We start from the raw sequence: 24,006 nt of genomic DNA, 5'->3' as shown, positions 1-24,006 counted from the left end.
GGACAAAGAATTTAGACTTTTTCGAAAAAATTATAAATTACTCAATATATACAGCTATTTATATTTTCCGTCACGGGCCTTCGGACGGATTTCTCGCAAACAGGTAAGCGGTAAATACAGCGAGTTAAAGCCTGCTACCTGATGGCATTCAATTCTTCCGACGTCTAGATCCTCTGAAGTCCCAGAATAAGTGTAACGACACTCGCCCCCGACGATCCCCGGAGTGACTGCACCGGCACTTTGAAATCCGGATGATGGCATCGTGAACGATCCCGTCCTCGGGATAGCCCACACCTGACGATCATCGTAACGACTCACTGCCTTTGGGGTTGAGACTGGTGGCGGCGCCTCTTCCTCGGCTCCGTGGTGCCCCTCGCCTTTGACCTCTTTGGGTGGCGGTTCCCCTTTACCCGAAGGCGCAGGAGGGGCAGGAGGCGTATCATCGTCTGCGTCTAGCAAAGTGTCTTTATCGGGAAAATAAATGGACCAGGACTCACCTGAGATCAGTTTAACAATGATACGGCGGCCCAATTGATCCATCTTACTTGCGCATGATGCGATAAATTTGAAAGGTTTAACCTTTCCTGAATCGGCAACCTCTCCAAGCTCTTTCGCAATAATTACCCGGTATGGTGATTGCCAGATGAGCGTCGTGCCGAAATCACCCTCGCCTGTGCTTACCTGCCAACGTAGCATCCCGTAGCGATCAAGGTCGCTCAATAGGAAACTAAGCTCGCGTGTCTTGCAAACTCGCTCGTCGGCTACATCCGGCTGGCGTGTAATCGTAAGACAAACACCTGCGGGGGGGCTGACGCGTATCATACCACGAAGGCGCTCTGCCGCAATTTTGCGGCCAAAATTGGTCGTATCATGGCTCATTAAAGTAACTTCCGATTGCGGAGGCGGATCAAAAAACTTCGATAGCCTTTTGATCCGATCTACCTCGCGCAACTCACCTTGAAACAAAGCCGTCGCAAGCATGGTCCCGATGAATTGGCTCATGGCCGAACATCCAACGTGTAGAGTTCGTTAGTCTGCTCCACCGCATAGACTAAACGTTCCGAATTCCCGCGCCACTGAGGCCACCTTTCGCTCGCAAGCTGTGTTGCCGTCAAGAACTGGCCGGCCACGCCCTCCTGGTCCGCGAGCCGCAGATCATAACTTATAATTTTATTGCCAACCATGCGTGCGCCAGCGAACACTATCAAGGGACGCCTAGGATGCCATCTAGGGTCACGGCCATAGGCGACGAATCGGGGTGTTCCACCGTCGCGGCTTACATAAATGCGCCCATGATGGGTGGCCCAAACGACCCGATCACCGTGTGGGGCGATATCAAAGGACTCAACACCGGATCCATCATCGTCTAACTTACGCATGCCGATACCACCATGCGTGATCCAGAGCATCGACTGCTGCGTCGCTAGCCATTTTCCATGTTCCACTCTCTGTGCAACTTGCCATCTTGCCAATCTCTCGGTCGGAAAATAAATCTTTTTGGTACGAACGCCCTTCGGACCCAGGATCTGCAACCGCAGATCTCGCGGATCTAGCGTCAAATAACCTGATGCCGTCGACATTTCGTCGAGCACTACGTTTTTAAAGTTGGCGCAGTCAAAAGCATTGATCAAACTTTTGATGCCGCCATCAGCTATCTGCGATTGTTCGCGGTAAAAAAGACGAAACCCATCTGGCGCCCAGGCAAAACTTGCGCCAATTTGTGCCTCGCTTACTAAGTAAACTTGACTTGTTTTTAGGTCGAGCACAGAAAGTCCCAGTCCGTCCTCTCCTTGATAGGCGACAAACCTTCCCCTAGGATCTAAACGCAAATGATGGAAGTAACCACTCCCACGCAGCCAGGGTTTACCTACTGCTGTGACAATAGCAGATACTTGTGTGGTCCAACCCATCTGAAGTAGGAGGCACGAAAGATACAGAACGATTATTTGCGATACTGACGCACGCACGAGTGTGCCCCTTTTTAAACCCGAAGTGGTTTGATTCCGGCTATGTTATGATCATCAGTGGTGGGATGAGAGTTCGCTAGCTCTATTATACGCAGAAAATGGTCAATGATCTCGGAATGATCTCAAAAAAGACTAAAGTTTTTAGTGTTTCTGCCGAAAAGTCAGCCAGATACGGCGTCGGAGGTCCTCATGAAACTTCATCGTTCGCTCCTGATTACGATCCTAGCAACCGTGATCGCCTCGCCCGCAATGGCTGCCGGCCGCAAGGGTGCAAAGGGCACAACTAACACCGCTCCTAAAGGAGCCCGAGCCAAGAATATTACGGGCGAAGCCACTATCCGAACCAAAGATCAAAGTAAAATCGACTTCGAAGCGGCGGACATCGGTGGTGAACGCAAGACCCCATTGGGTACTCTGATCAATCAGAATAAAGCCGATAAAAACTATGACTTCGTGAAAATCAGGCTGCGTTGGCACCCTGAGATGGTGCAATCGGCATCGGCTCTGGATAGCGGTAAGTAAAGACCGACCGTTCAATTGGCTGTGATCAGCTTCATTAACTCGTCGAGTTGAGGTAAATCGCTGCGCCTAGCTTTCTCGTATCTTGCCGCCAGCCACTTGTGCCTGTCGCCAACATATATCGTTGGCAATTCCGGATTGTGGAAAACCTTATGAACATCGGCGTTAGCCAGGTAACCACCATCGATGCTGAACTCTTTCATGAAACCCTCAGCATCCTCGCGCGTGTCGTGCATAAATACATAAGCAAAATCGACAGGTAGTTGTTGGTAGCGACGCTGCATTTTCACCAAATCAGGCATGAGCTGCTGACAAGGCTCGCACCAAGACGCAACGAATACAACGACTAACATACGACCTTCTTCTGGACTCACTTTTTGCTGATCAACTAAGCCTGGAATCTTAGTCGCAGTAAAGCCAAGCATGGGTACCCACGATTCCCAAAACTTGTGGTTGGCGCGATCTGGTTTTGGGGGTGGGGCTGGGTCGGCACCATGTTTTGCACCGCCACCGGAGTTAGCCCACGCATCTGTGTGGACGAAGGTCAGCAGAATCGTAATGATGAACATGCGCCAAAACTGAATCATACTGGTCTCGCCGGCAAGAATATACTTAGTATCAATATGCTATCATGGTTATTAAGACATGCGGGAGCAAGGCTTGACCAAAGACGAACTCGCTAACCTATGGCAATTTCCTTGGCCGATCATGGATGTCCTGATCGGTGGCAAGTCATCTATAGATTTGACCGAGTTAAGTATCAGAAGCCACGACGAAGCCGAGGCCTTCTTGCGCGCCTACGGATACGATGCGACGAACCCGGAAGATCTCCGTCAAATCACTGCTGCCAAAGAAGAGGCTATCGCCTTTATCGAGCAACAACTTCTTAATCCTAAAGAATGGCAGCGGGGTATCAAACCTCCGGATGAGATCATCAACTGTGAGGATCCCTGTCTACTTTTGATATGGGCATCGAACTGTGACCCTAGCGATTTGTGGCGTAGTCACTGGTCGTGTGCCGTGCTGCGTGTGATGCACACAATCGCTCACCTTGAGGGGGTGCATCGGACCATTGATATGCAAGCGGCACGGGCACAAATTTTCGCGCGCTTTCAAGAGTACCTAAAACAGGATGACGACGGAAAGTTGTGGTTTGGCAGCCCCAATGCGCGCTGCGAACTCGCAGCAATCGAGTGGAAGGAAGTGAAAAGTCGCAACTCGATTATTCTAAAACTACTGCACAAACGCGATAACGTCGCCGAGACCATTTATGACTACGTGGGCATTAGGTTTATCACCAAGAATTTAAGCGAAGCCATGTTAGTCGTGAAAATGTTGCATAAACACAACATCATTGTTTATCCAAATGCCTATCCCTCACGGGCGCGTAATAATTTAATCGATGCACAGCGTTTTCAAATCGAAATCGAGGGATTAAGACAGAAATTACAAGCAGGCACCCTGTCAGCAGAGGCATTTAGATCCGCTGTAACTCAAATCAGCGTCGAGGCGCCCATAGTCCCAGCAACTACCAGTAACCCACATTCATCCTCGTCCTATAGAGCTATTCAAATGACCGGTCGACAGCTAATTAAGATTCAGTCCGCCAAATTGGAATGGTTATTTAAACTTACCCAAGGACAACCCGCCAGGGAGCCCAAATTGAGTAGTTTAATGGCGACTGTTCGGGACTTGGTGAAGCACCTACCAACCGCCAAAGACCATCGTTACGACTCAGCTTTTTTCCCGTTTGAGGTCCAAATCCTTGATCTGGCTGCCCATCAGCAGGCGCAGTCTGGAGACGCTAACCACGACCGCTACAAGTCCTCGCAAGTAAGGGCGGCTCGCAAGCGCGTCCTATCTCAGGTCCTTGAGACAGCTAAATACAGTCAGACATGAAAGAAACCGACGGACATCATGGCTAACACTATGGCTAATGCTCCGACTCCGTGTTAAATGCTGGGCGTTGAAGAAACATCGGTTTCTCTTTTACCCCTAATCTCCAATGCGTAGCGCACCATGATTAAACCAATATACGTCGATGCCAATGGCACTTATCCGATTAAACCCGCTCATTACGATGCGGTGGCAGCAGCACTGAAAAGTGTGGATGGAAACCCCTCCTCGATTCATGCTCCGGGAAGAAATGCCAAGATCGCATTGGAGGATGCGCGGACTGCGGTTGCTCGCCTTTTGGGCGCGACGGCTAATGAGATCATCTTCACTTCGGGTGCTACTGAAGCAAACAATTTTGCGCTGAGCGGTTCTTTACGTGCCGGCCTGGCCGATATGAAGCCACTTGGAGAAGCACCAAGAATTGTGGTTACTGCCACTGAGCACGCGGCTGTTATAGAAACCGCTAAGGCACTCAGCGAGCGAGGACTATGTGAACTACAGATCGCGCCGGTGAGCACGTCAGGCCAGATTGATTTAAATGCACTCGAAAGTCTCATCACTCCCAATACCGCGCTAGTCTCTTATCTTGCTGCTAATAACGAAACTGGCGTAGTTCAGGCTACAGCTGACGTGGCACGTCGGATCAGGAGTCTGAACAACAAAGTGCACATCCACGTAGATGCTGTGCAGCTTCTGGGTAAAAGTGATCTGTCATGGCTAGCAAGTAGTGATATTGACTCGGCTGCCTTTTCTGCCCATAAAATCGGCAGCTACAAAGGTGTGGGCGCTCTCTATTTGCGTCGCGGTAAAAAGCTCACTCCGCTAGTCACTGGTGGGGGTCAAGAGCGAGGACGCCGTGCCGGTACTGAGAACATGCCAGGAATCGTTTCCTTCGGTATACGAGCACGGGAGTTACTGAGCGAGCTGCCACTGATGATCGCCAATATGACAGCTGCGAGAGATGCGTTACTCCAAGAATTAAAATCGGTTCCTGACGCCGTAATTCATGGACTTAATAGTGAGCGACTACCTAACACGGTAAATTTCCACATCGACGGCGTCGCCGGTGACGACATACTGCTCAATCTAGACATCGCGAGTATTTACGCATCGAGCGGAAGTGCGTGTTCCTCGAGCGTTGCCAGGCCCAGTCATGTGCTGACCGCGATGGGATACTCTGACTGGGTGGCACTTAATTCAGTGAGAGTCAGTTTTACCGGTGATGCTGCGGTGTCAGAGGTCGGTGCCATCATTCGCATCATCCATGAGGTGCGTCAGCGCTCGATTACCCACAAATAGACTGTCGCTAAGTAGCTGTGCTGCCAATGTGCAGAATATGTTTTACGGCGTTATGGCGAGCTGGGGAGAGGCGCCTACTATGCACCAACTGCCTGCTAGAACTCGACGAATGTAGCCTTGTTGGCGAGCGATCACGTCATCCGCACGTACCGCATCCGATTTGTGATATCCACAGCTTGTGGCGCTATCGTGGGATCATGCGGGACCTGATATTGCGGGCAAAAGTCAGGCAGGATCAAGCTGCGCTCCGCTTACTTATAGCTATGACCGTGAGTAGGGATGAATTGACGAAGCTGGTATCTTGGGCAGACGTCGTGATACCCGCACCTAGTAGTCTTTGGGGGCGACTAAACGGTCGTCTTGATATCGCCAGCTTGGCTGCCGATGCCATAGCTAGGGATAACGCTAAAGATTTGAGAGCTGCACCGAGCGATCTACACTGGCGGTGGCGTAAACAGGCACGTCGTCGACGAGGCCAGCGTAGTAGCAAAGATTCCGTAGAATCCTTTGTGCTCTTCTTGCGGAGCAAACTGGGGCTTATCGGTGCTTGCAGCAGCGATCGACTAGCCAATCCACCGCGTCGGGTCCTGCTGATTGATGATGTCGTAACGTCGGGCGTAACCTTGCAGCGCACAGCCATGGCTTTACATGACAAAGGTGCCAGCGTGGTACGCTGTCTGACTATCGCCAAGTCTTAGCCACGGAACCAATTAACCATTGATTTTAAAGACAAATACGGCAAATCGTGGGACGTCGGAGAAGGCTCTGTTACAGTTCATCGTTTGTCAGTTGAGGACTCCCAGATGAGTGAGAAAGATATGACTGTGCCGACAGCCGCTGATATTGCCACAATGACCCCGATGATGCGTCAGTATTGGGAACTTAAATCACGCTGCGGCGATGCTATCTTATTTTTCCGCATGGGCGATTTCTATGAAATCTTCGGTGGCGACGCCACGTTAGTGGCACCGTTACTTGAGCTAGTTCTAACCAGTAGAGAGCGCGGAGATGATCAGAAAATACCTTTTTGTGGCGTACCTCATCACAGCGCAAAAAACTACTGGTTGAGACTACTCAAGCGGGGCTTCAAAGTAGCCCTAGCTGATCAGGTTGAAGACCCCGCAACTGCAAAAGGCCTCGTCAAGCGCGATATCATCAAGATAATGACACCGGGATGTATAGACGATCCAGAGGCACTAGACCGCGACGCGCCCAACTACGTCGCCGCAGTACATGAAGAGCCCGGGTCTGGTTGTTGGACTTTTGCACTTGCTGATTTGTCCACAGGTGAGCTCCGTCTTGGCAACCTGAAAGATCACTCTGAAATATACAGCGCGGTCGAAAAATTTCGTCCGCGCGAGCTTCTCGCGCGTCGTTTTTTTCACTCAGAATTTGAGCAGCTAATGCGGCCTTACCGTGACACATCCCCGCTGCTCATCGAGCCATTACCAGAGGCAACATTACGCGATCATGCTGCACAAAAGGCTATACTAAATGAAATATTTGGCATGCCAGAACTCTGTGCGCAACCATCTGGCAGCGTGATCGGTGGGGACGCGTTAGTTGCGGCACTGCTAAGTCACTTTCGCTCTTTGCAAACAGGTATCTCTCAGTTCTTGAGTGTGAGACCGCTTTCTGAAGCACACACAATAGCTCTCGACGAGACCGTGGTGCGCGACCTCGAGCTCTTTGAAACCGCGCGCCGTCGTGACAGCGAGGGTAGCCTTTTTAAGGAAATCAACCACACCCTATCGCCGATGGGCGCGAGACTTCTGCGCTACTTTTTGGCCAATCCCTTGCTTGATCCCAAGCAGATCCGCGGACGTCATGAGGCAGTTCGTTGCCTTACTGAACTCGGCGAGCAACGGCTCGCTGAGGCGCGCACGCATCTGAAGCTTGTAGGTGATTTAGAACGCCTGACTACGCGCATTCTAGGTGCTGCAGCAAGCCCTCTCGATTTGCTCCGCGTGCAGCAAACTTTAACCACAGCTATGTGGTTAGTCGATGCTCTGATCACAAAGGATCAAAAGACGCTTAGTAGTCCACTGTACCAGTCTCTTGCCATGGCTCTGAAGATGAGTCGACCGGTCCTAGAAGTACTGGGTGCTAGCCTTAACGATGAGCCCAAAACCCTTGGCCTGGGTAATTCAGTATTTCGCCTAGGTTATGACCCCGAGCTCGACCAGCTGAACGAACTTGCCAAATCGGGGGAAGCGCAGGTCGACGCCTACCAAGAGAAATTACGCGCCTCTACCGGCATTGGTAGTCTCAAGATTAAAAATCACAAATCATACGGACTACTGATTGAGGTCACGCGGACACATACCGCGAAGGTTCCGGAGAATTTTATCCGCCGCCAGACCATGGTCAATTGCGATCGCTTTGTCACCGTTGAGTTGGAGGAACTTGGCGAGACGCTTCTTTCGGCCAGCGATCGTGCCGTGCATAGGGAGGCACAACTTTTTCAGGATCTCCTAAGCCGTTTGTCCTCGTTTAAAAATGAATTGAGATCTACCGGTCAAGCTCTTGGTACCATCGATCTACTGCAATCTTTTGCTTGGCTCGCACTCAGACAAAATTACGTTGAACCCACAATCGTACCAGAGGGTGGGTTGCACATCCGCGGGTGTCGCCATCCAGTTGTTGAACGCTACGTGGGTCGCCACGCCTACACGCCGAACGACATAGAGATTAGCCAGGAGCAGCGACAGATCTTAATTACCGGTCCCAATATGGCCGGAAAATCGACAGTGATGAGGCAAATAGCGATTACCGCGATACTCAACCAGATCGGCAGCTTTGTACCGGCCCTCGAAGCGCGACTACCAATCTTTGACCGCATCTTCACCCGCGTTGGCGCGAGCGACGATCTTGCGCGCGGACAGTCGACTTTCATGGTGGAGATGTCGGAGTCGGCTCATATCTTGCGACACGCGAGTCGAAACAGCTTGGTGATTTTGGATGAGGTTGGCCGCGGTACATCCACCCGTGACGGCCTAGCTCTCGCGGCGGCTATTCTCAAAGATCTGGCGCTCAGAGTTAAATGCTTCGCCCTTTTTGCGACCCACTACCATGAGCTTGTTAGGGTGGCTACTGCACTTCCTTCCGTACGCCCGATGCAAATTGAGGTCGTGGAACAAAACGAAACTATACTCTTTACCCATCGGCTTAAGGATGGCTCGGTCGATAATTCTTACGGGCTCGAGGTCGCACGACTCGCAGGAGTACCCAAACATGTCCTCGTTCAAGCATCTGAGTTTCTCGAGATTGAGGCAGAAAGACCTAAGCACGAGCCACCGACGACCAAATCAGACCGCATGATCCAAGGTGCAACCGCAAAAGGCGAGAGCCCACCTTTGGAGACTATGGGCCTCGACCTACACGGTGCGAAAACTGACGATTCCGAAACACAGGCTGCCCAGAGCCGTCTTTGCACCCGACTCCGGAGCCTTAACTTGAACCGTCTGACACCACTGCAAGCTCTCAATATCCTTGCTGAATTACAGGATCTCGCTTTACCGCGAGCGACCCGGACCTTATTTGAGGCAGACCTAGGGTGAGCGCTTTAAAAGGTCGGCTTGAGTCGCTTGTTTTTTGCTGTTTCCATCAATATACTTGCTGCTTAACATCGAGCCAGCTTACGAGTTAAAGTCGGGAACCGGGTGCTCTCGGGTCCCTCGAGATGGGGAATCGCCGATGGCAAAACAATCTCCGAAAAGCTTGAGCGGGCGGGCCGTCAAAGCTGTTGCTGTGAAGAAGGCTGCTATGAAAAAAATATCGAAACCTGTAAAAAAAGCTGCCAGTGCCAAGAAGGCCCCCGCCAAGAAGCCGGTTGCTACTAAAAAACCAGTGGAAACTAAGGTGAAAGCAATCAGTTCCAAGGTGGATGCCGATAAGAAGAAATCAACGACTGCTGCTACTAAGGTGGCCCCCGCTAAAAAGGCGGCGGAAGCTCCAGCGCCTAAAAAAGTCGACTTGAAGAAATCGGCACCTGCTGCCCCTGTCAAACCCGGGACCAAAAAGGACCTAGACGAGCGCGTCAGTCGCGGGGTTGCAGCAACCAGCAAGAAGCCGGATGCCACTTCAGGAAGAGCCGCAGCTTCAAAAAGTGGCGAGCCGCCTAAGTCGGCTCATGCACCGATTCGAGTTGAGCCAAAGATTATCGAAGTGCCTCAACAAGAATTCGTACCGCGCGCCCCCAACGTGACGCTGTTCTCGGCCGACGAACTTGAGGTATTTCGCGACCTGTTAGTGAGCGAGCGCAGTAAGATTCTGGCTAAAGCCCGTCACATCATGGAAGAGGGCAATATCCAGATTGATAAAAACGAAATGATGGATGAGGTTGACCAGGCCTCTGCCATGGTCGAGCAAAATTTAACCTTCCGCCTGCTAGATCGTGACCGCAAACTCCTTAGTGAGATTGACCATGCCCTAGCTAAAATTGAAACTGGCGACTATGGCTACTGCGAGGGCACTGGTGAGCCAATTCCCAAGCGCCGCCTCGAGCTGCGCCCATGGTGCCGCCATAGCGTTAAGTACAAAGAGAAGCTTGAGCGAATGAAAAAATCCGGTCGCGGCGTTGTGGACGAGGACGAGGCTTAAGCCTCCCCCTCCTCGTTGTAACGTAAGTGCGTTGATGATTGATTTAATTAAGGACAGCTAGGCCCGTATTTAACCACACAAATGGAATCGTTGTGTGGTTGGCCGTCCGATGGATCCACATCCTTGGCTAGGGTGAGAGGACCCTTGCAAAACTTGTCACCGTATCCAATCCCGCCTCGCGCAGTGCAATGCGGAACGGCAAGTCTGCAAAGTTCCGTCTCTGCTCTATCTGCATGGGATATCCAGGTACCGTTTTGCTCAAACGGACTGCCGTAGCCAGTGCCAAAATGGTCGGAATTAGCCCGATCACATTCTGTCGGAGGAACTGACGGGCTCGGGCTGGGTGTCGGCGTTGGGCCCGGAGTTGGGCCCGGAGTTGGTGTCGGACTTGGAATCGGCGACGAGGGTCCGGATGGTTGCCCAATGGGCGCCGGAGCAGGCAATCCAGTAATGCCCGGTTTCGGACTAGGTGTACTGTCAAATTGGTCATAAAAACTGGGGTTGGGCGAGGGTTTACTGCCTGTGCTATTGGCAGAGGGGTTCGGGGACGAGGGCGCCTTTGGCGGCACGGGATTTATTTCAATCGTCTGTGAATCCCGGCCCTTACACCCGGCCACCAGAAGTAGGCTCAGGCATCCAACGACGAACTTTCCAACTGCCATCCAGTAACAGGACCTAAACAAAATCGCCTCCTTTTAGGCCGATCAGTAGCCCACTAGGCTGGGCATTTAGCAACATGCTACAATGAGACAATCACCTTCCAGTTTATCACCAAACACCCTACGAGCGTAGCGATGAATCGAAAGAGTCTGATCCCAGGCGGCGCTGCAACTGTGCTCCTAGGCCTCGGTGTGATTGTCCTACTCATGGGTCTGGCTCGAGGCACCACAACAGTAAGCGGGTACTACGATCTCAAACGAAGCCGAGAAGTGCTGAAGCAAACGGTTGCCTCGTTGCAAACTGAAACTGAGCAAATCGCTGCAGAAATAGAGCGCATTCGCACATCTCCCAGCTACGCTAGGAAGGTGCTCCGTGACAAGTATCATCTGACCGAGCCAAACGAAGACATCGTGTTTTTTGCTGATTGAGGCATCTCAAATATTAGCTACGAAGTTGAGGTTAGTTATGTGGAACAGAAAAGCACCGATTCTCGCCCGATTAATCCCCTGCGTGACTGGCTGCCTGTTGGCTGCTTGTGGTGGCACTACCAATCTCAACAAGATCTTCGGCGGTACTGACAGCTCCGCTGACGGTAAGTTAAATGCAGCGCTTATAGCATACGACCGCGGCAACTTCACACAGGCCGAGCAGCTTGCAAGTAGCCTCGTAGCCGAGAATGGGCTGAATGAGCGAGCCAGTATTCTTTTAGGATACATTCACTTGTCCCAGGCCGGCGTTGATCCTTTTGTACTGGCTCGCAAGCTCATCGATATCAGCAAGTCGGGTAGCTCGAGCTCCTCGCCATTGACCGCTTTGTTGGAAAAGCTGGACATTTCCGCTACCACCGCAGATGCACGCGAGGAATTGGCAGCAACCGAAGCTCCACTCGTTGCAGCCCCGAACACCAACACAGCGACGAATACTAGCACTTCCACGTCAGGGTCAACATCCTCCGGGTTATCCTCGGTGTTAGTCAAATTGCAGGATATCATTTCCCTCTCGACCAGCGAAAAGACCGCCTTATTCCTTCGTGAATTTGCAACGACTGATGTCAGCACCGCACCATCGCAGCTCGTACTTTTTGGCAGCGATAACGAGCTCATGCTGCCAAAAGAGGTTGACGCCGCTTTACGCTCAGGCATAGAAGTGCTGAGCAAATTAGACAGCGCGATTGCCGATATATGTGCCTTTGTGGACTCCGACATCATCACGACGGAAGCCCAACGAGAAACAAGCACCAAGTGCACGGCGACCTCTTACTCAAGGAAATATGCGACTCAAGCGCATTTTGTATGGGCCCTGAGCCACTTAGCTGAGGCTGTTACCTTGCAACGTGCGATTCTGTACGTACCCGAGGGATCCTCAAAAACGAGCATAGATAACGCCAACGCGAAGGTATCGGCACTAGGGTCAACCGACCTCAATACACTCATAAACGCTATGGCTGAGATTGTTGCCGCGATGGATAAGGTGTTTGATGCATCGAATGCAAAGTCAATGACACAAACCACACTGACCGACCTACAAATGGTTTCCCTGGGATTTGCCAAAATCGCTAATATGCCGGCGAGCATTCAATCCAGTATAAACTCTGCATTCACCGACATCACAAATGTTAGTAAACAAGCCGCAGGTGGTATTAGCGCCGCAAACAATGCTAAGGCTTTCAAAACACAAGTGACCACGACACTCACTAAATCTCTAAGCAGTAAAATCCAATCTGCGGCCACCGGCGGTAAAGCCACAACCGAACAGATAAGTAAAATGTGTGCTAGTTACACCCTACTTACAGCAGACGCAACCTCTACTAGTTCAGTAGCTCAAGCTAAACCGGCTGCGTGTACCAGCACTTAACCTAATGAAGGTGTTTGAGCACCACTTTCCTTAAGCCGAATTCATCAAAGCGAACCACGGCTTTTAAAACGCCGAATTCATCGCTCATTTGCTCCACTGTACCACGGCCGTAGGTCGGGTGTCGGACAACCTGTCCGACACTGACTTGCATGACGGCGGGAGCCCCAACATCGTCATAATCGTAGCGCGGGCCGTCAGCATAACCGATAGATCCGACATCTTGAGCCACTGCACCGGCTTCGACATCTTTCATCGCAGCGAAAAATTCCCGCGGGATTTCGCTGAGAAAGCGCGAGGGACGATTAGCTGTCCACTGATTGTAGGTCCGTCGCCTATAGGCTCCGCATAGTGACAACTTCTGTTTAGCCCTAGTCATGCCCACGTAAAATAGGCGACGCTCCTCCTCGACATTATCCTCGTCATCAATACTACTGCGGTGCGGGAGGAGGCCTTCCTCTAGCCCTACGATGTAAACGCGCGGAAACTCGAGGCCCTTTGCCATGTGCAGCGTCATAAGCGAGACACCGCCTTTATTTTCAGACTCGGAGCTCACCAATGTAATTGTCTGCAACCACTCAGCCATATTTGCATCTGGGTAAGCTGCTGCAAAATCCGCGACAGCTGCACCCAACTCCTGGATATTTTCGATCTTATCCATCGCTTGGTCAGGGTACTTTTTCTCTACGTGACTGAGGTATTTGGTGGCTGCGAGCAATTTCTCCATGACCTCATCCAAGGGTGCGCTCAGCACATCACGGCGAATGGATGCGACCAGGGAAGCAAAGGCCGAAAACTTTGCAGCAAGTTTATGACCCTCGGCGATCAAGGCATCAATGGTGGGCAGCAAGGCAAGACCGCGTCTTGCTGCCTCAGCCTCGAGAGTGGCCTCAGCTTTCTTGCCTATACCACGCGTTGGAACATTGATAACACGCTTGACGCTAACGTCATCATTGGGATTGATAACAATCCTGACGTAGGCCAAAAGATCCTTGATTTCGACTCGATCATAAAATCGCACGGTCCCGTAAATCTGGTAGGGCAAATTCTCGCGCCGTAGCGCATCCTCGAGCATCCTTGACTGGCTGTTCGTTCGGTAGAAGATCGCAATGTCTGACAAAGGATACTGGTCAAGCTCATCCTTGATCGACCCAATCACCCACCAGGCTTCGATCTCGTTGTCCGTTTCCAGCCTATAGTTGATCAATTCACCAGCAGCATTTTGGGTGAAAAGACGTTTAGGCACTCGCCTTTTATTGTTCTGAATCATCGCACTTGCAGCATCGACAATGTTGCTACTACAGCGGTAATTCTGCTCCATAGTCACCCGTATGGCGTCGGGATAGACTTTGTCAAAATCGATGATGTTTGACGGCACGGCACCGCGCCAACTATATATGGATTGATCGTCGTCACCGACAACGAAGAGGTTGCGGAATTTCTCCGCTAGTCTAGCAATGAGCTCAAATTGAGTTCTATTAGTGTCTTGGTACTCATCCACCAAAATGTAGCGATAGCGACTCTGTAGTACATCGCGCACCATAGTGTTGCGTCTGAGTAGCAACAGCATGTTCATGATAAGGTCGCCGAAATCCATCGCATTGCAGCTTGCTAGATACTCTTGATAACGCTTGTAAACCTGCATGCCGACTGGTGGCATCTGATCGCCGTATTCTCGGGCCAACCGCTCATCACTGGGTAACATGGCCATAGTCTTGGCGCGATTGATTGCAGCCTTATACTCCTGCGCCGTGTTCTCTTCATCGAGTTTGACGTTTAACTCAGCAAGAACCGTCTTTAGAGCCGTGAGCTGATCAGCATCGTCGTAAATCGTAAAGTCCGAGGTGAATCCCAACTCGGGTGCAAACTCGCGCAACCAACGCGCACAAGCTGAGTGAAAGGTCGCGATCAAGCAGCGGTTGCCCTGAGGTGTTAACGACTGGAGCCGCGTGCGCATTTCGAGCGCGGCCTTGTTGGTGAAGGTAACTGCAAGGATCTCCCAAGGTCTCACACCTTGTTCAATCAACCAGGCAATGCGGTGCGTAATGATACGGGTCTTTCCGCTACCTGCACCAGCAAAGACAACCAGGGGGCCATCCTTATGCATCGCGGCCTGGCGCTGTACATCGTTGAGTCCCGCCAGTAGCTTAGCACCGCGACTTTCCGTTTCCAAAATTGGCCTCATTCAACGGTAACTGATTTGGCCAGGTTTCGTGGCTGATCGACATCGGTACCACGTTTTACGGCCACGTAATAAGAGAGTAACTGCAAACAGACAACCGACAGAATCGCCTGCAATCCTGAGTCATCGATATGCGGGCAAGCGATATAATCATCTGCCAGCCGCCGTAAATGCTGATCGTGAAGATCCCCTACCGCAATGATGCGTCCCTGCCGCGCCTTCACCTCTTCAATGTTGGAGATCATCTTCTCGCGGTAGGTGTCGTTAGGCGCAATCGCGACCACGGGCATATGCCTATCGATCAGCGCGATCGGCCCATGCTTGAGCTCACCACCGGCGTAGCCTTCCGCATGAATGTAGGAAATCTCTTTAAGTTTAAGTGCACCCTCTAGCGCTATGGGATAACTACTCCCACGGCCGATGAAGATAAAATTCGATGCTTCGTCGTACTTAGAGGCTAGCTGTTCTATAGCAACCTTGCCGTCAATAGCCTGATCCATGCGGGCCGGCAGCGTCTTCAGATGCGCGGCGGCGGCTTGCAAGTCATGCGCAGTGAGAGTTTTGCGCTGATAGCCAAGCCCCAGAGCCAATAAGTAGTGGGCTAAAAGCATCGACGTAAAGGCCTTAGTCGAAGCGACGCCAATCTCAGGCCCAGCGTCCATATGCAAGGTCACATGCGATTCACGCGCGATCGATGACATCTTCACATTGCATACAGCAAGAACTTGGCACCCATGCTCCTTGGCCTGTTTAACAGTTGCTAGGGTATCGGCCGTCTCACCAGACTGCGAGACGGCGATGAACAGCGTGTTCTTGCTAAGCCAAGGCTTGCGGTAACGAAACTCACTTGCCAGTTCCACATTGACAGGAAGTTGGGTCGCAGGTTCGAGATAATACTTGCCGAGCAGGGCCGAATAATACGCCGTACCGCACGCAACCATACAGATATTATCGACTCTTTTGAGATCTAAACGGTCGAGCCCCAGCTCGGTCGCATTTAGCATCCCGGTGTCGAGATTGATCAGACGCTGCAGCATGGCTGCCAACACGCGCGGTTGTTCGTGTATTTCCTTCAGCATGAAATGCTTGAAGCCGAGTTTTTCCGTGCTTGCACTGGAAATATCAAGCTCGACAAAATGGGGCGCCACGACCTTACCGGCAAAGTCCCAAATTTCGACCCCGTTTTCAGTAATCCGCCCGATCTCGCCGTCATTGAGAAAGTGGGCGCGGCTCGTATGCTTGACGATGGCCATGGCATCACTAGCGAAGAAGTTCTCACCGCGGCCGGCACCGATAACAAGTGGAGACCCTTGCTTAACTACATATAAGGCGTCGGGTTCGCTGCCGATCAAGATCCCGAGTGAGAAGGCGCCGCGTAATTGCGGTATCACTGCCATGATCGCCTTGAACGGGGATTTGTGTCTCGCCAGTTCTCTCACGAACACTTGCAGTGCCACCTCAGTGTCCGTTTCGGATTGAAACTTCACACCTTCGGATTCTAGCTGCTTTTTTAGCTCAAGGTAGTTCTCGATAATACCGTTGTGAACTATTGCCACATCACCGTGAGCGTGCGGATGCGCGTTAGTGGTGTTAGGTATACCGTGGGTTGCCCACCTGGTGTGACCTATGCCACGGGTGGCACCGGCGGGTAATTCTGCCAGTCGGGGCTTCAGTTGGTTCAGCTTGCCCTCTGCCTTAACGATGCCAATATCACCACCGTCAAGGACTGCGATACCTGCCGAATCATAGCCGCGATACTCTAGCCGGGATAATCCCTCAAATAGAATGTCGACGCACTTTTGTTTTCCAATGTAGCCAACTATTCCGCACATAGTCCCTCAACCCTCTTAGCTAATCTTGACGCTATTTGGAGGAATCACTGCCGCAGTCGCAACAGTCACGTTCTTTATTACCGATCCGGCGCCAACGACACTGCCCGCGGCAATGCGCGTCGCTCCAGCAAGGTGGCATCCAGATTCAATGACCGTGTCAGGTCCGATCTCAACGGTATCCTCGACATAGACCGACTCTGGTTGTTGGATCGTCACTCCGGACAGCATCAGGTCCCGCCGCTTGCGTGCCATCAGCCATGACGCAACGGAGGCTAGCTGCTCGCGATCGTTTATACCAGAAAACTCCTGCCACTGGTCCGTCTCGTGCGCACACACCTTATAACCTAGCGATCGCGCATGCTTCACACAATCGGTGAGATAATATTCCTGCTGTGCATTATCTGGCTTGAGCATTTTTAAGGCGGCAAAAAGCACCTCAACGCGCGCTGCCATAATACCGGTATTGCAGAGATTGATAGCACGCTCACTGGGAGAGGCATCCTTCTCCTCGACGATGGCAAAGAGCGCAGCATCTTTGGTTACCATACGGCCGTAGCCATGCGGCTGCGGCACTCGCATCCCGAGCACAGCTAGATCTGCATGGTTGGCCTCCATCGAAGCCAGAAAACGCCGCAGAGAGTCGGGGTGTATACCGGGTACATCACCGGCCAAGATCAGCACGATGGGGTTACTGACCTGCTGCCCTTGCAGGATATTTCCCGCAGCAAACGGCGGTGGCTCGACGCCGGCGAAAAGTCCGGCGGCGGCGGCCACGGCATCACCTGTGCCTTGACGATTCCGCTGCGCTGCTACCCGTATGGCGGGGTAGTCGCGGAGATAACGCAGCAGCTCCGGTTGATCTTCACTGACAACGGTAACAACTGACTGAACACCAATCGATGCCAAAGTAGAAAGGGTCCAACCAATCATCGGGCGGCCGCAAACGGGATGTAGGACCTTCGGTAGAGCGCTCTTCATCCTAGTGCCCTTTCCGGCAGCTAGAACTAGACCCGCTACATCGCGACTGATCTCATCTGGGCTCATAGGTAACGATTGCTCCTGACTACAGCGGCTCGACCGTACCAACTGGTCGGGGCCCCTTAAGCTCACTAGTTGCAAGCCTCAGCCATAACACAATTCAGCCATTCTCGTCATGTGATTGCGCAATGGCAGACATCGATGTCGCTAGCTAGAAAAACCTAGGCATGGTGTCCAGATGAGACTAGAGTGATTGGGGTCTTGCATCTGGAAAGGGTGGTTGCCGTGGGCTTATTTGATCGATTCAAAGATTACCGCAAACAGCGTGACGAACGTAAGATTGGCAAGTCATTGGCCGTCATCAAAAATCCCAAAGCCATAAAGGAAGATCGTCAGGCCGCCATAGAGTACTTCAAGGGCCTGGATGATCCACACGTCGCGGTGCCTGCCCTGCTGCAACGCTTCGAGTACAGTCTGGAGCACGGGATCAATGATACGAGGGAAAAGGAATCGTGCATGGACGGTATCATCGCTTACGGTGAAACTGCCCTACCGCATGTCCGCGAGCACCTACTGACTACTAATCGCATTGCCTGGCCGATTAAAACATTGAAGGCCCTCGGTAAAGAGGACCAGGTCATCGAAATTCTGAAGAGCGCTCTCGATTTTGCCGATGTTCGCTTTGATCAGGCCAAAGTCGACAAGAATTACGACATCTTATGTTACATGATCGATTACAAACTGCCTGGGTTCGCGGAGCAACTGCTGCACTTTATAGCCGATCCGGACGAGAGAGTGCGCTTTGCCGCGACGGAAGTCTTAATTGAACAAGATGACCCAGTGGTCCCGGGAGCCATCGAGCGCTTCATCGGAGACGAGAGCCCTGACAATACTAGGATTCGTCGCTCGGTGATCGAGGCCTTCCTTAAACACGGCTGGAAGCTGAAAGAGCCCGAGCGCTTCCCTAGCGGTAATATCGTCGGACCGCTCTTCATCAGCAAGGACGGCCGTCTTGAAGTGAGATCATGAGTCGTTGCGGCGTTGACCCAACTCGCTTATGCCAGATCGAAATTCTGGTCAGCGACCTAGCCAAATCGATTAAATTTTACGATGAGGCTTTTGGGTGGCGTCCGGTGCCGGTAGAATTTCACGAGATGGCACTCATGGAAGTGCCACGCGACTGTCCTTTCGGCATCAGTCTGCGCCCCGCGAACAAAGGGGAGAACGCAGGGTCACAGCGAGTGACCTTGTATTTCACTGTTGATGACCCGCAAGGGACTCTTGAGCGGGTGGTGGCATCTGGTGGTCGCAGGGTTGCCACAACCCTCAAGCTTCCGGGCTATGGGGTTGTGCATCTTTGTGAAGATCTTGATGGCACGCGCTTTGGACTCTTTGAAAAGGCGACACCACCGGCTTAGTGCTTGATAACCTCAGCGAGACGGAACTGACGCTCTTCTGCACAGTACTGGCAACGCACGGCTAAGCGCCCAGTTTCTTTGAGGATGCTCTTAAGCTCATCCTCACCTAATGCTGCCAGAGCCTGCATCATTTTGTCATGCGTACATGTACACTTGAACACCAGCGGTCGCGTCATCAGCAGGCCAAACTGACCAGTTGTGCCCTGAAGAAATGCGACGATCTCATCGCTCGACTGGCCTGCCGCTATCCGATCAGAAATCGAGAGCTGCTGACGCATACGCTCCTCGATGGCCGTGAGTTCGGCCTCATCGAGGACAGCGCCACCGAGTCTTTGGACAAGGACCCCGCCAGCGGCCAAAACGCTGCCGTCGGATGCCAATTTCACCCCAGCACCAACCGCCGAGGGAATTTGCTCGGAATCTGTTAAGTACCTAGCAATGTCGGCAGCTATTTCACCGTTTTCGAGGGCGCTAATAGCGTTGTACGGCCCACCCTGCTCAACGGGAAGGCCTCGGGTGACAGTGAGCAGACCACGACCGCCAAGGGCCTCACCAACTGAGGATGGCGCCTCGTCCCCGGCCGACATGACCTCGATGAGGCGCGGTGGCACGGCATAACCGCGGCAGTGACCGTCGCCGTTACATTCAGCAATGACTTTAGCCAGCAGTCCACCATCACCGGCAAATATTGTATGTACGTATTCCTGCCCTGACTTGAGCACCGAGGCCAGAAGAGCCGCGCAACTCACTGCTCGCCCCACGGCAATCGTGGTTACGGGATCGAGCTGATGGCGCTTTTGCAGCTCACGGACGATGTCGGTGGTGACAGCCACTGCACAACGGGCCCTGTAATCGAACATATGATAATGAGCCAAGACGTCCACGGGGACTCCTACAAGATCAAAAATGACCGCACGCAACTAGTCCAATTGACGCGGTATATCGCCATGCAACCTGGTTAGCAACTCGTAATGGATAGTCCGAGCCCAACCTGCAACGTCATGAGCAATTACCCTGTCCTGACCATCGTCGCCAATCAGTGTGACGCTATCTCCGACCTGACAATCTGCTAGATGGGTAACGTCTACCATCATCATGTTCATGCAGATACGCCCAACTATAGGACATCGTGATCCCTTGATCAGCACGTAACTGGCAGCCTCTCCGGCAAGTCGTGGGTAGCCCTCGTAATAACCGACCGGTAATACGGCAACACGCATATCACGCATCGCACGGAAGGTGCACCCGTACCCGATAAATTGACCTGCAGCCACTGGTTTTACCGTCGTCACTTCGGTCGTCCAACGCAGCACTGGTCGCAAATCTAAAACATCCCGATTAAGCTGCAAATAAGACACGCGCGTTAAAGGCGACGGCCACGGACCGTAGAGTGAGATCCCAACGCGCACCAAATCAAAGTAGCTCTGATTCATGATGAGTGTCGACGCACTCGAGGCGGCATGCAGCATCAACTGTAATCCCGCCCCTTTAAAAACGGCTACAGCCTGATTGAAGAGATCGAGTTGCCTAGTGGCGTAGCCGTGATCCGTCACATCTTCGACGTTGGCAAAATGAGTACAAACTCCGATCAGGCGATCCTTAAACTGGGTCAGTCTCATAGCAAGGTTATGCGCATCGCTAGGCGCAAAACCCTGTCTAGACATACCGGTGTCAAATTTGAGGTGTAACCGTGGCCGCCCTACTGCTTGCATCCATGCAGCGAGTACATCCTCGTTACCGATCACGAGGTCAAGGTCGAGGCTGAATGCCTCATCAAGTTCACGTACAACAGCTGGACCGACTACCAAAATCCGGCCTTGATGACCCAGCGCACGTAGTAGCCGCCCTTCGGCGACATAGTTGACACATAACCACTCAGGGCGTTCTGCAGCTAGGACGCTATAGACCTCTTTGAGCCCGTGTCCGTAAGCGTTCGATTTCAAAACTGGGGCTACACGCGACTTCCCTGCGAGCTGACAAAACAGCCCGTAGTTGTGCCGCAAAGCCTCTGCACTCAAATGAATTTGCGTCAGCATGATCACTCCGTGTCTTCATGTTACACGTTCTGATGATCAAAGTCTGACGTCTTTTTTGGGGAGACTGCCGTCTCAGCCACCACGCACACGCAGTGGGTAAATCTGACTCGCATGCAAATCTGAGGCAATAAATGGCTGCACAATGTCCGTCTGCGCTGGCATTTTTGAGCACGCCGGCTCCACGGCCGCTAAATTGATCGCTTTTGGTGTCTCCTGCATAGCTAAAGTGCCCACCGCTAGGCGCCCCGAATTATCACGTGCGTAGACGGCGTAGCGAAGCTGGCAGCTATCGATAAAACTCAGGCGCAAACTTGTCAGTTTTGGACTCTTTTCTAGGGTGATAGCACTGGGTGCGCGCAAGTTGATGTCAGCTCCTGCGACCTGGTGAAGCGTACTAAGTTCCATCGACTGGGGCAGCATGATCGCAGGTTCGTTCATGAGCTCGGTGATAGCCACGGGCATCTCGTCTAAACAGCGCACATTGGGATACCTGGCAACAAGCACACCGATACGGGCATGAGCCATCGAACTCGCTCCAAGCACGAGTCCCACGGGTGCCTCGTTGCAGTGGCGCTGATAGCTCACTGTGATTCCATCTCGGGTAGCCTTCACTGTGTTAACGGATGCCAGCGCCATGGTGAACTGGCGGGCTAACGATCGACTACTGGTCGGCAGGGGCTTGACCGTTAACGAAGCATTCTCGATAGACACCCAAGAAATCTTGCGGGCCATCGGGGCAGCAAGACACTGCGTGGCGCGTTCCTTTGATACACTCTCCTCCACCATGGCGATCTCGAGTTGGTTCGATGCGCTGCGATGAATCACCGTACCAAGGTCCAGTCCGCAGTGTTTAGTGTAGACTGCGTGCAGACCTTTTGGTCCCTTTGCCCGAGAGACCAAGCGAAGCTCCTCGACAGGAACCGCATGGATGCGGGTCCCAGCCGTGACAGCCATCGGCGCTACAGTCTCATAGTGGCGCGTCGCCAGAAAATCGGCGCCGACCTCGACGACTTGAGGCATCGATGTACAGACGACGCTACTGTCGGTGACCGCAGCAGCCACCTGCAAGACCTTGCCCTTGCCGTCGCCTTTGGCGACCAGACCGAAGTAACGGCTACCACACGGCAGCTTGACCTGTAGTCGCAGGATATCGCCAGTATAACCTACAGGGATAGCTGGTCTTATTTGTAGGCGCGGCATTCCGGCAAATGCCGTGCCGCTGAGGCTGCTGACTAACCACAAAAGTCCGGCGATACGCATGGCTTGCATATGGTCACCTACTTGCGGAAAAGGTCAAAAGGAAACCTATTTTTAAACTATTTTAATAAAAAATCAACATTTTATTATAATTAATAATAATAATATTGTTTTAGATCTTTATCTATAATTTGGGATATCTAAGTTGGATGCCAGTTTTACCAACTCCGTCCAACATGAGGTCTTGAAAGGAATTTAAAAGGAAAGAAATTACTTCACTTATTTCAGTTAGTTAAACGACCTCCTAAAGTTCCATAAAACACTTGCCGAAGAACTAAGCAACGGGGGTCAAAAATGCGCCAAAGAATCCTAAATTCGGCTTGGATCATTGCCTGCCTACTCGGCCTGATGAGTGGCTGCGGTCAGGGGTCACTGATGAAGGAATCGGCCACGAGTTCGGACACTAGGAAGGGCTCCAGCAGCGGCGAGGACACCGCGGCAGATAGCCCTCAGAGTATCGCTGGTGCCTATCTCACTTCCTCCAAGCTTGACTGCGAAGAGTACGAAAATATCGTCAGCCCCCAGGGGAAGGTCGTGTCGACTCGTTGTGCGGTTGTCGATAAGAACAATAAACGGGTGCCGATGAGCCTGTTCCCGAACCGCAAATGGGGATTTAGCGACAAATCTGGCAAGGAGATTCCTGCCGATGCCGTCCAAATCACAGAGAAAAAAGATGACCCAGTCGCTGATGTCGAAATCGCGGTGACACTGACCGATCCGACGGTGATCCCGGTCGTTGACTTCTGGTTCAACAAAAACGACCCAAGCACACAGATCAGGCATATCGTAACGTTTAAGGCCACTGAGCTGGATATTTTACGCGTCCTTAGCAAGATTAAGGGCACATGGGACATCTACCAGGGATGCAAGGATGAGAATCTAGCGATGACCAAGCTGGGCGTCATTGAGGTGAAAGTCACTGGCACAGACGCCTCCAACGGCCAGGTACCTCTAGTCGAGGCTTGGGTGCGGGACGACGGCACGGGTAAAGGCCTTAAAGATTCTAAAGGTAAAACGGTACCGCCGAATACCTTAATGTTTACAGGCAAGGTTTACTACAGTGGCAGCACCTCGTTCATCGATCTCACGGTAATAAAAAACGCCATCGTGGAGAATCCCGATCCCAGGAACAGCCCGAAACTAAGGTTTAAAGAATCTGCTGCGAAGCTGGAAATGGAGATGAAGGAGAAGGTGCTACTTGGCATGACGGGATCCGGGAGAACAACTCAATGGGAAATGATAAACACCGGAGCCAATCTGACGCGATGAATCTCGGTCCTGGCATGGCATTGCATTCCTGAAACTGGTCTGGTATGGTCCCCCCCGCTATTGCAGAGATTATGAAGGGACCTTTCGATGAAACGCACATTTCAACCTAGCAACCTGAAACGCCTCCGTACCCATGGATTCCGCGCACGGATGGCAACTCCAGGCGGCCGTAACGTGCTTAAGCTGCGCCGTGCTAAAGGCCGCAAGCGCCTCGCCGTTACTGCTTACAGCAAGTAATTA

22 protein-coding genes are annotated in these 24,006 nt (G+C 52.2%); 13 read left to right on the top strand and 9 right to left on the bottom strand.

Features of this window, described 5'->3' with window-relative positions; translation table 11 throughout:
• Positions 1 to 54 precede the first annotated feature (54 nt).
• Both FJ146_00465 and FJ146_00460 read right to left on the bottom strand, forming a co-directional pair.
• Positions 55 to 1,002, bottom strand: a complete 948-nt coding sequence (locus tag FJ146_00465; GenBank protein MBM4250427.1) for a hypothetical protein — start codon at positions 1,000 to 1,002, stop codon at positions 55 to 57.
• Positions 999 to 1,967 carry a hypothetical protein gene (locus tag FJ146_00460; protein ID MBM4250426.1) on the bottom strand — a complete coding sequence of 323 codons (969 nt, stop codon included), beginning with the start codon at positions 1,965 to 1,967 and terminating at the stop codon, positions 999 to 1,001. Before FJ146_00460 ends, FJ146_00465 begins: the two co-directional genes overlap by 4 nt.
• Positions 1,968 to 2,156: 189 nt before the next feature.
• Here FJ146_00460 and FJ146_00455 point away from each other — a divergent pair, with 189 nt between their 5' ends.
• Positions 2,157 to 2,489, top strand: a complete 333-nt coding sequence (locus FJ146_00455) for a hypothetical protein (protein ID MBM4250425.1) — start codon at positions 2,157 to 2,159, stop codon at positions 2,487 to 2,489.
• Between the two features lie 11 nt (positions 2,490 to 2,500).
• Here FJ146_00455 and FJ146_00450 read toward each other — a convergent pair whose 3' ends face one another.
• Positions 2,501 to 3,073: a TlpA family protein disulfide reductase gene (locus FJ146_00450; GenBank protein ID MBM4250424.1), complete on the bottom strand. Its 573-nt coding sequence runs from the start codon at positions 3,071 to 3,073 to the stop codon at positions 2,501 to 2,503.
• Between the two features lie 58 nt (positions 3,074 to 3,131).
• Between FJ146_00450 and FJ146_00445 the strand changes: the two genes are divergently transcribed.
• The 8 genes from FJ146_00445 to FJ146_00410 all read left to right on the top strand — a co-directional run bounded on the left by FJ146_00445 (position 3,132) and on the right by FJ146_00410 (position 12,797).
• The gene (locus FJ146_00445; protein MBM4250423.1) at positions 3,132 to 4,385 is read left to right on the top strand and encodes a TIGR04552 family protein; all 1,254 of its coding nucleotides are present in this window, start codon (positions 3,132 to 3,134) and stop codon (positions 4,383 to 4,385) included.
• Between the two features lie 120 nt (positions 4,386 to 4,505).
• A complete protein-coding gene (locus FJ146_00440; protein ID MBM4250422.1) occupies positions 4,506 to 5,681 on the top strand; it encodes a cysteine desulfurase in 1,176 nt (391 codons plus the stop codon).
• A gap of 26 nt (positions 5,682 to 5,707) precedes the next feature.
• Positions 5,708 to 6,379 (top strand): hypothetical protein, encoded by a 672-nt coding sequence (locus tag FJ146_00435; protein MBM4250421.1) that lies wholly within the window; start codon positions 5,708 to 5,710, stop codon positions 6,377 to 6,379.
• 105 nt (positions 6,380 to 6,484) lie between these two features.
• A complete protein-coding gene (gene mutS / locus FJ146_00430) occupies positions 6,485 to 9,241 on the top strand; it encodes a DNA mismatch repair protein MutS (protein ID MBM4250420.1) in 2,757 nt (918 codons plus the stop codon).
• 136 nt (positions 9,242 to 9,377) lie between these two features.
• The gene (locus tag FJ146_00425; protein ID MBM4250419.1) at positions 9,378 to 10,283 is read left to right on the top strand and encodes a TraR/DksA family transcriptional regulator; all 906 of its coding nucleotides are present in this window, start codon (positions 9,378 to 9,380) and stop codon (positions 10,281 to 10,283) included.
• A gap of 279 nt (positions 10,284 to 10,562) precedes the next feature.
• Positions 10,563 to 10,775, top strand: a complete 213-nt coding sequence (locus FJ146_00420) for a hypothetical protein (GenBank protein ID MBM4250418.1) — start codon at positions 10,563 to 10,565, stop codon at positions 10,773 to 10,775.
• A 302-nt stretch (positions 10,776 to 11,077) separates the two neighbouring features.
• Positions 11,078 to 11,371, top strand: coding sequence for a septum formation initiator family protein (locus FJ146_00415; GenBank protein ID MBM4250417.1), 294 nt, complete (start codon positions 11,078 to 11,080; stop codon positions 11,369 to 11,371).
• Between the two features lie 37 nt (positions 11,372 to 11,408).
• Complete coding sequence (locus FJ146_00410) at positions 11,409 to 12,797, top strand: hypothetical protein (GenBank protein MBM4250416.1); 1,389 nt, start codon at positions 11,409 to 11,411, stop codon at positions 12,795 to 12,797.
• Position 12,798: 1 nt separating this feature from the next.
• On the opposite strand, the gene FJ146_00405 is transcribed toward FJ146_00410, so the two are convergent.
• From FJ146_00405 to FJ146_00395, 3 genes are read right to left on the bottom strand one after another with little or no spacing between them, the layout of a single operon-like run.
• Positions 12,799 to 14,979: an ATP-dependent DNA helicase PcrA gene (locus FJ146_00405; GenBank protein ID MBM4250415.1), complete on the bottom strand. Its 2,181-nt coding sequence runs from the start codon at positions 14,977 to 14,979 to the stop codon at positions 12,799 to 12,801.
• Entirely contained in the window at positions 14,976 to 16,808 is a 1,833-nt protein-coding gene (glmS, locus tag FJ146_00400) for a glutamine--fructose-6-phosphate transaminase (isomerizing) (GenBank protein MBM4250414.1), read from the bottom strand. Before glmS ends, FJ146_00405 begins: the two co-directional genes overlap by 4 nt.
• A 15-nt stretch (positions 16,809 to 16,823) precedes the next feature.
• Positions 16,824 to 17,852 (bottom strand): bifunctional N-acetylglucosamine-1-phosphate uridyltransferase/glucosamine-1-phosphate acetyltransferase, encoded by a 1,029-nt coding sequence (locus FJ146_00395; protein ID MBM4250413.1) that lies wholly within the window; start codon positions 17,850 to 17,852, stop codon positions 16,824 to 16,826.
• A 219-nt stretch (positions 17,853 to 18,071) separates the two neighbouring features.
• Here FJ146_00395 and FJ146_00390 point away from each other — a divergent pair, with 219 nt between their 5' ends.
• Positions 18,072 to 18,815: a hypothetical protein gene (locus tag FJ146_00390; protein ID MBM4250412.1), complete on the top strand. Its 744-nt coding sequence runs from the start codon at positions 18,072 to 18,074 to the stop codon at positions 18,813 to 18,815.
• Positions 18,812 to 19,204 (top strand): hypothetical protein, encoded by a 393-nt coding sequence (locus tag FJ146_00385; GenBank protein ID MBM4250411.1) that lies wholly within the window; start codon positions 18,812 to 18,814, stop codon positions 19,202 to 19,204. Before FJ146_00390 ends, FJ146_00385 begins: the two co-directional genes overlap by 4 nt.
• Here the strand turns inward: FJ146_00385 and FJ146_00380 are convergent.
• From FJ146_00380 to FJ146_00370, 3 genes are all read right to left on the bottom strand, one after another.
• Positions 19,201 to 20,088, bottom strand: coding sequence for an Hsp33 family molecular chaperone HslO (locus FJ146_00380; GenBank protein ID MBM4250410.1), 888 nt, complete (start codon positions 20,086 to 20,088; stop codon positions 19,201 to 19,203). The two genes, FJ146_00385 and FJ146_00380, sit on opposite strands and share 4 nt — an antisense overlap.
• A gap of 36 nt (positions 20,089 to 20,124) precedes the next feature.
• Complete coding sequence (alr, locus tag FJ146_00375; GenBank protein ID MBM4250409.1) at positions 20,125 to 21,240, bottom strand: alanine racemase; 1,116 nt, start codon at positions 21,238 to 21,240, stop codon at positions 20,125 to 20,127.
• A gap of 72 nt (positions 21,241 to 21,312) precedes the next feature.
• The gene (locus tag FJ146_00370; protein ID MBM4250408.1) at positions 21,313 to 22,509 is read right to left on the bottom strand and encodes a hypothetical protein; all 1,197 of its coding nucleotides are present in this window, start codon (positions 22,507 to 22,509) and stop codon (positions 21,313 to 21,315) included.
• Between the two features lie 282 nt (positions 22,510 to 22,791).
• Between FJ146_00370 and FJ146_00365 the strand changes: the two genes are divergently transcribed.
• Both FJ146_00365 and FJ146_00360 read left to right on the top strand, forming a co-directional pair.
• Complete coding sequence (locus FJ146_00365) at positions 22,792 to 23,766, top strand: hypothetical protein (protein MBM4250407.1); 975 nt, start codon at positions 22,792 to 22,794, stop codon at positions 23,764 to 23,766.
• 87 nt (positions 23,767 to 23,853) lie between these two features.
• Positions 23,854 to 24,003, top strand: coding sequence for a 50S ribosomal protein L34 (locus tag FJ146_00360; protein ID MBM4250406.1), 150 nt, complete (start codon positions 23,854 to 23,856; stop codon positions 24,001 to 24,003).
• Positions 24,004 to 24,006: the final 3 nt, after the last annotated feature.

The sequence above is a fragment of the Deltaproteobacteria bacterium genome (assembly GCA_016874735.1).
Taxonomy (GTDB): domain Bacteria; phylum Bdellovibrionota_B; class Oligoflexia; order Oligoflexales; family CAIYRB01; genus CAIYRB01.
This window is presented reverse-complemented; position numbering and strand designations above follow the sequence as displayed.

Coding starts and splice junctions, on each gene's coding strand:
- FJ146_00435 (MBM4250421.1), top strand. CDS start 5,708: ATGTGCAGAATATGTTTTACGGCGTTATGGCGAGCTGGGGAGAGGCGC.
- alr (MBM4250409.1), bottom strand. CDS start 21,240: ATGCTGACGCAAATTCATTTGAGTGCAGAGGCTTTGCGGCACAACTAC.
- FJ146_00365 (MBM4250407.1), top strand. CDS start 22,792: ATGCGCCAAAGAATCCTAAATTCGGCTTGGATCATTGCCTGCCTACTC.
- mutS (MBM4250420.1), top strand. CDS start 6,485: ATGAGTGAGAAAGATATGACTGTGCCGACAGCCGCTGATATTGCCACA.
- FJ146_00455 (MBM4250425.1), top strand. CDS start 2,157: ATGAAACTTCATCGTTCGCTCCTGATTACGATCCTAGCAACCGTGATC.
- FJ146_00405 (MBM4250415.1), bottom strand. CDS start 14,979: ATGAGGCCAATTTTGGAAACGGAAAGTCGCGGTGCTAAGCTACTGGCG.
- FJ146_00415 (MBM4250417.1), top strand. CDS start 11,078: ATGAATCGAAAGAGTCTGATCCCAGGCGGCGCTGCAACTGTGCTCCTA.
- FJ146_00465 (MBM4250427.1), bottom strand. CDS start 1,002: ATGAGCCAATTCATCGGGACCATGCTTGCGACGGCTTTGTTTCAAGGT.
- FJ146_00370 (MBM4250408.1), bottom strand. CDS start 22,509: ATGCAAGCCATGCGTATCGCCGGACTTTTGTGGTTAGTCAGCAGCCTC.
- FJ146_00445 (MBM4250423.1), top strand. CDS start 3,132: ATGCGGGAGCAAGGCTTGACCAAAGACGAACTCGCTAACCTATGGCAA.
- FJ146_00450 (MBM4250424.1), bottom strand. CDS start 3,073: ATGATTCAGTTTTGGCGCATGTTCATCATTACGATTCTGCTGACCTTC.
- FJ146_00385 (MBM4250411.1), top strand. CDS start 18,812: ATGAGTCGTTGCGGCGTTGACCCAACTCGCTTATGCCAGATCGAAATT.
- FJ146_00440 (MBM4250422.1), top strand. CDS start 4,506: ATGATTAAACCAATATACGTCGATGCCAATGGCACTTATCCGATTAAA.
- FJ146_00410 (MBM4250416.1), top strand. CDS start 11,409: ATGTGGAACAGAAAAGCACCGATTCTCGCCCGATTAATCCCCTGCGTG.
- FJ146_00395 (MBM4250413.1), bottom strand. CDS start 17,852: ATGAGCCCAGATGAGATCAGTCGCGATGTAGCGGGTCTAGTTCTAGCT.
- FJ146_00425 (MBM4250419.1), top strand. CDS start 9,378: ATGGCAAAACAATCTCCGAAAAGCTTGAGCGGGCGGGCCGTCAAAGCT.
- glmS (MBM4250414.1), bottom strand. CDS start 16,808: ATGTGCGGAATAGTTGGCTACATTGGAAAACAAAAGTGCGTCGACATT.
- FJ146_00360 (MBM4250406.1), top strand. CDS start 23,854: ATGAAACGCACATTTCAACCTAGCAACCTGAAACGCCTCCGTACCCAT.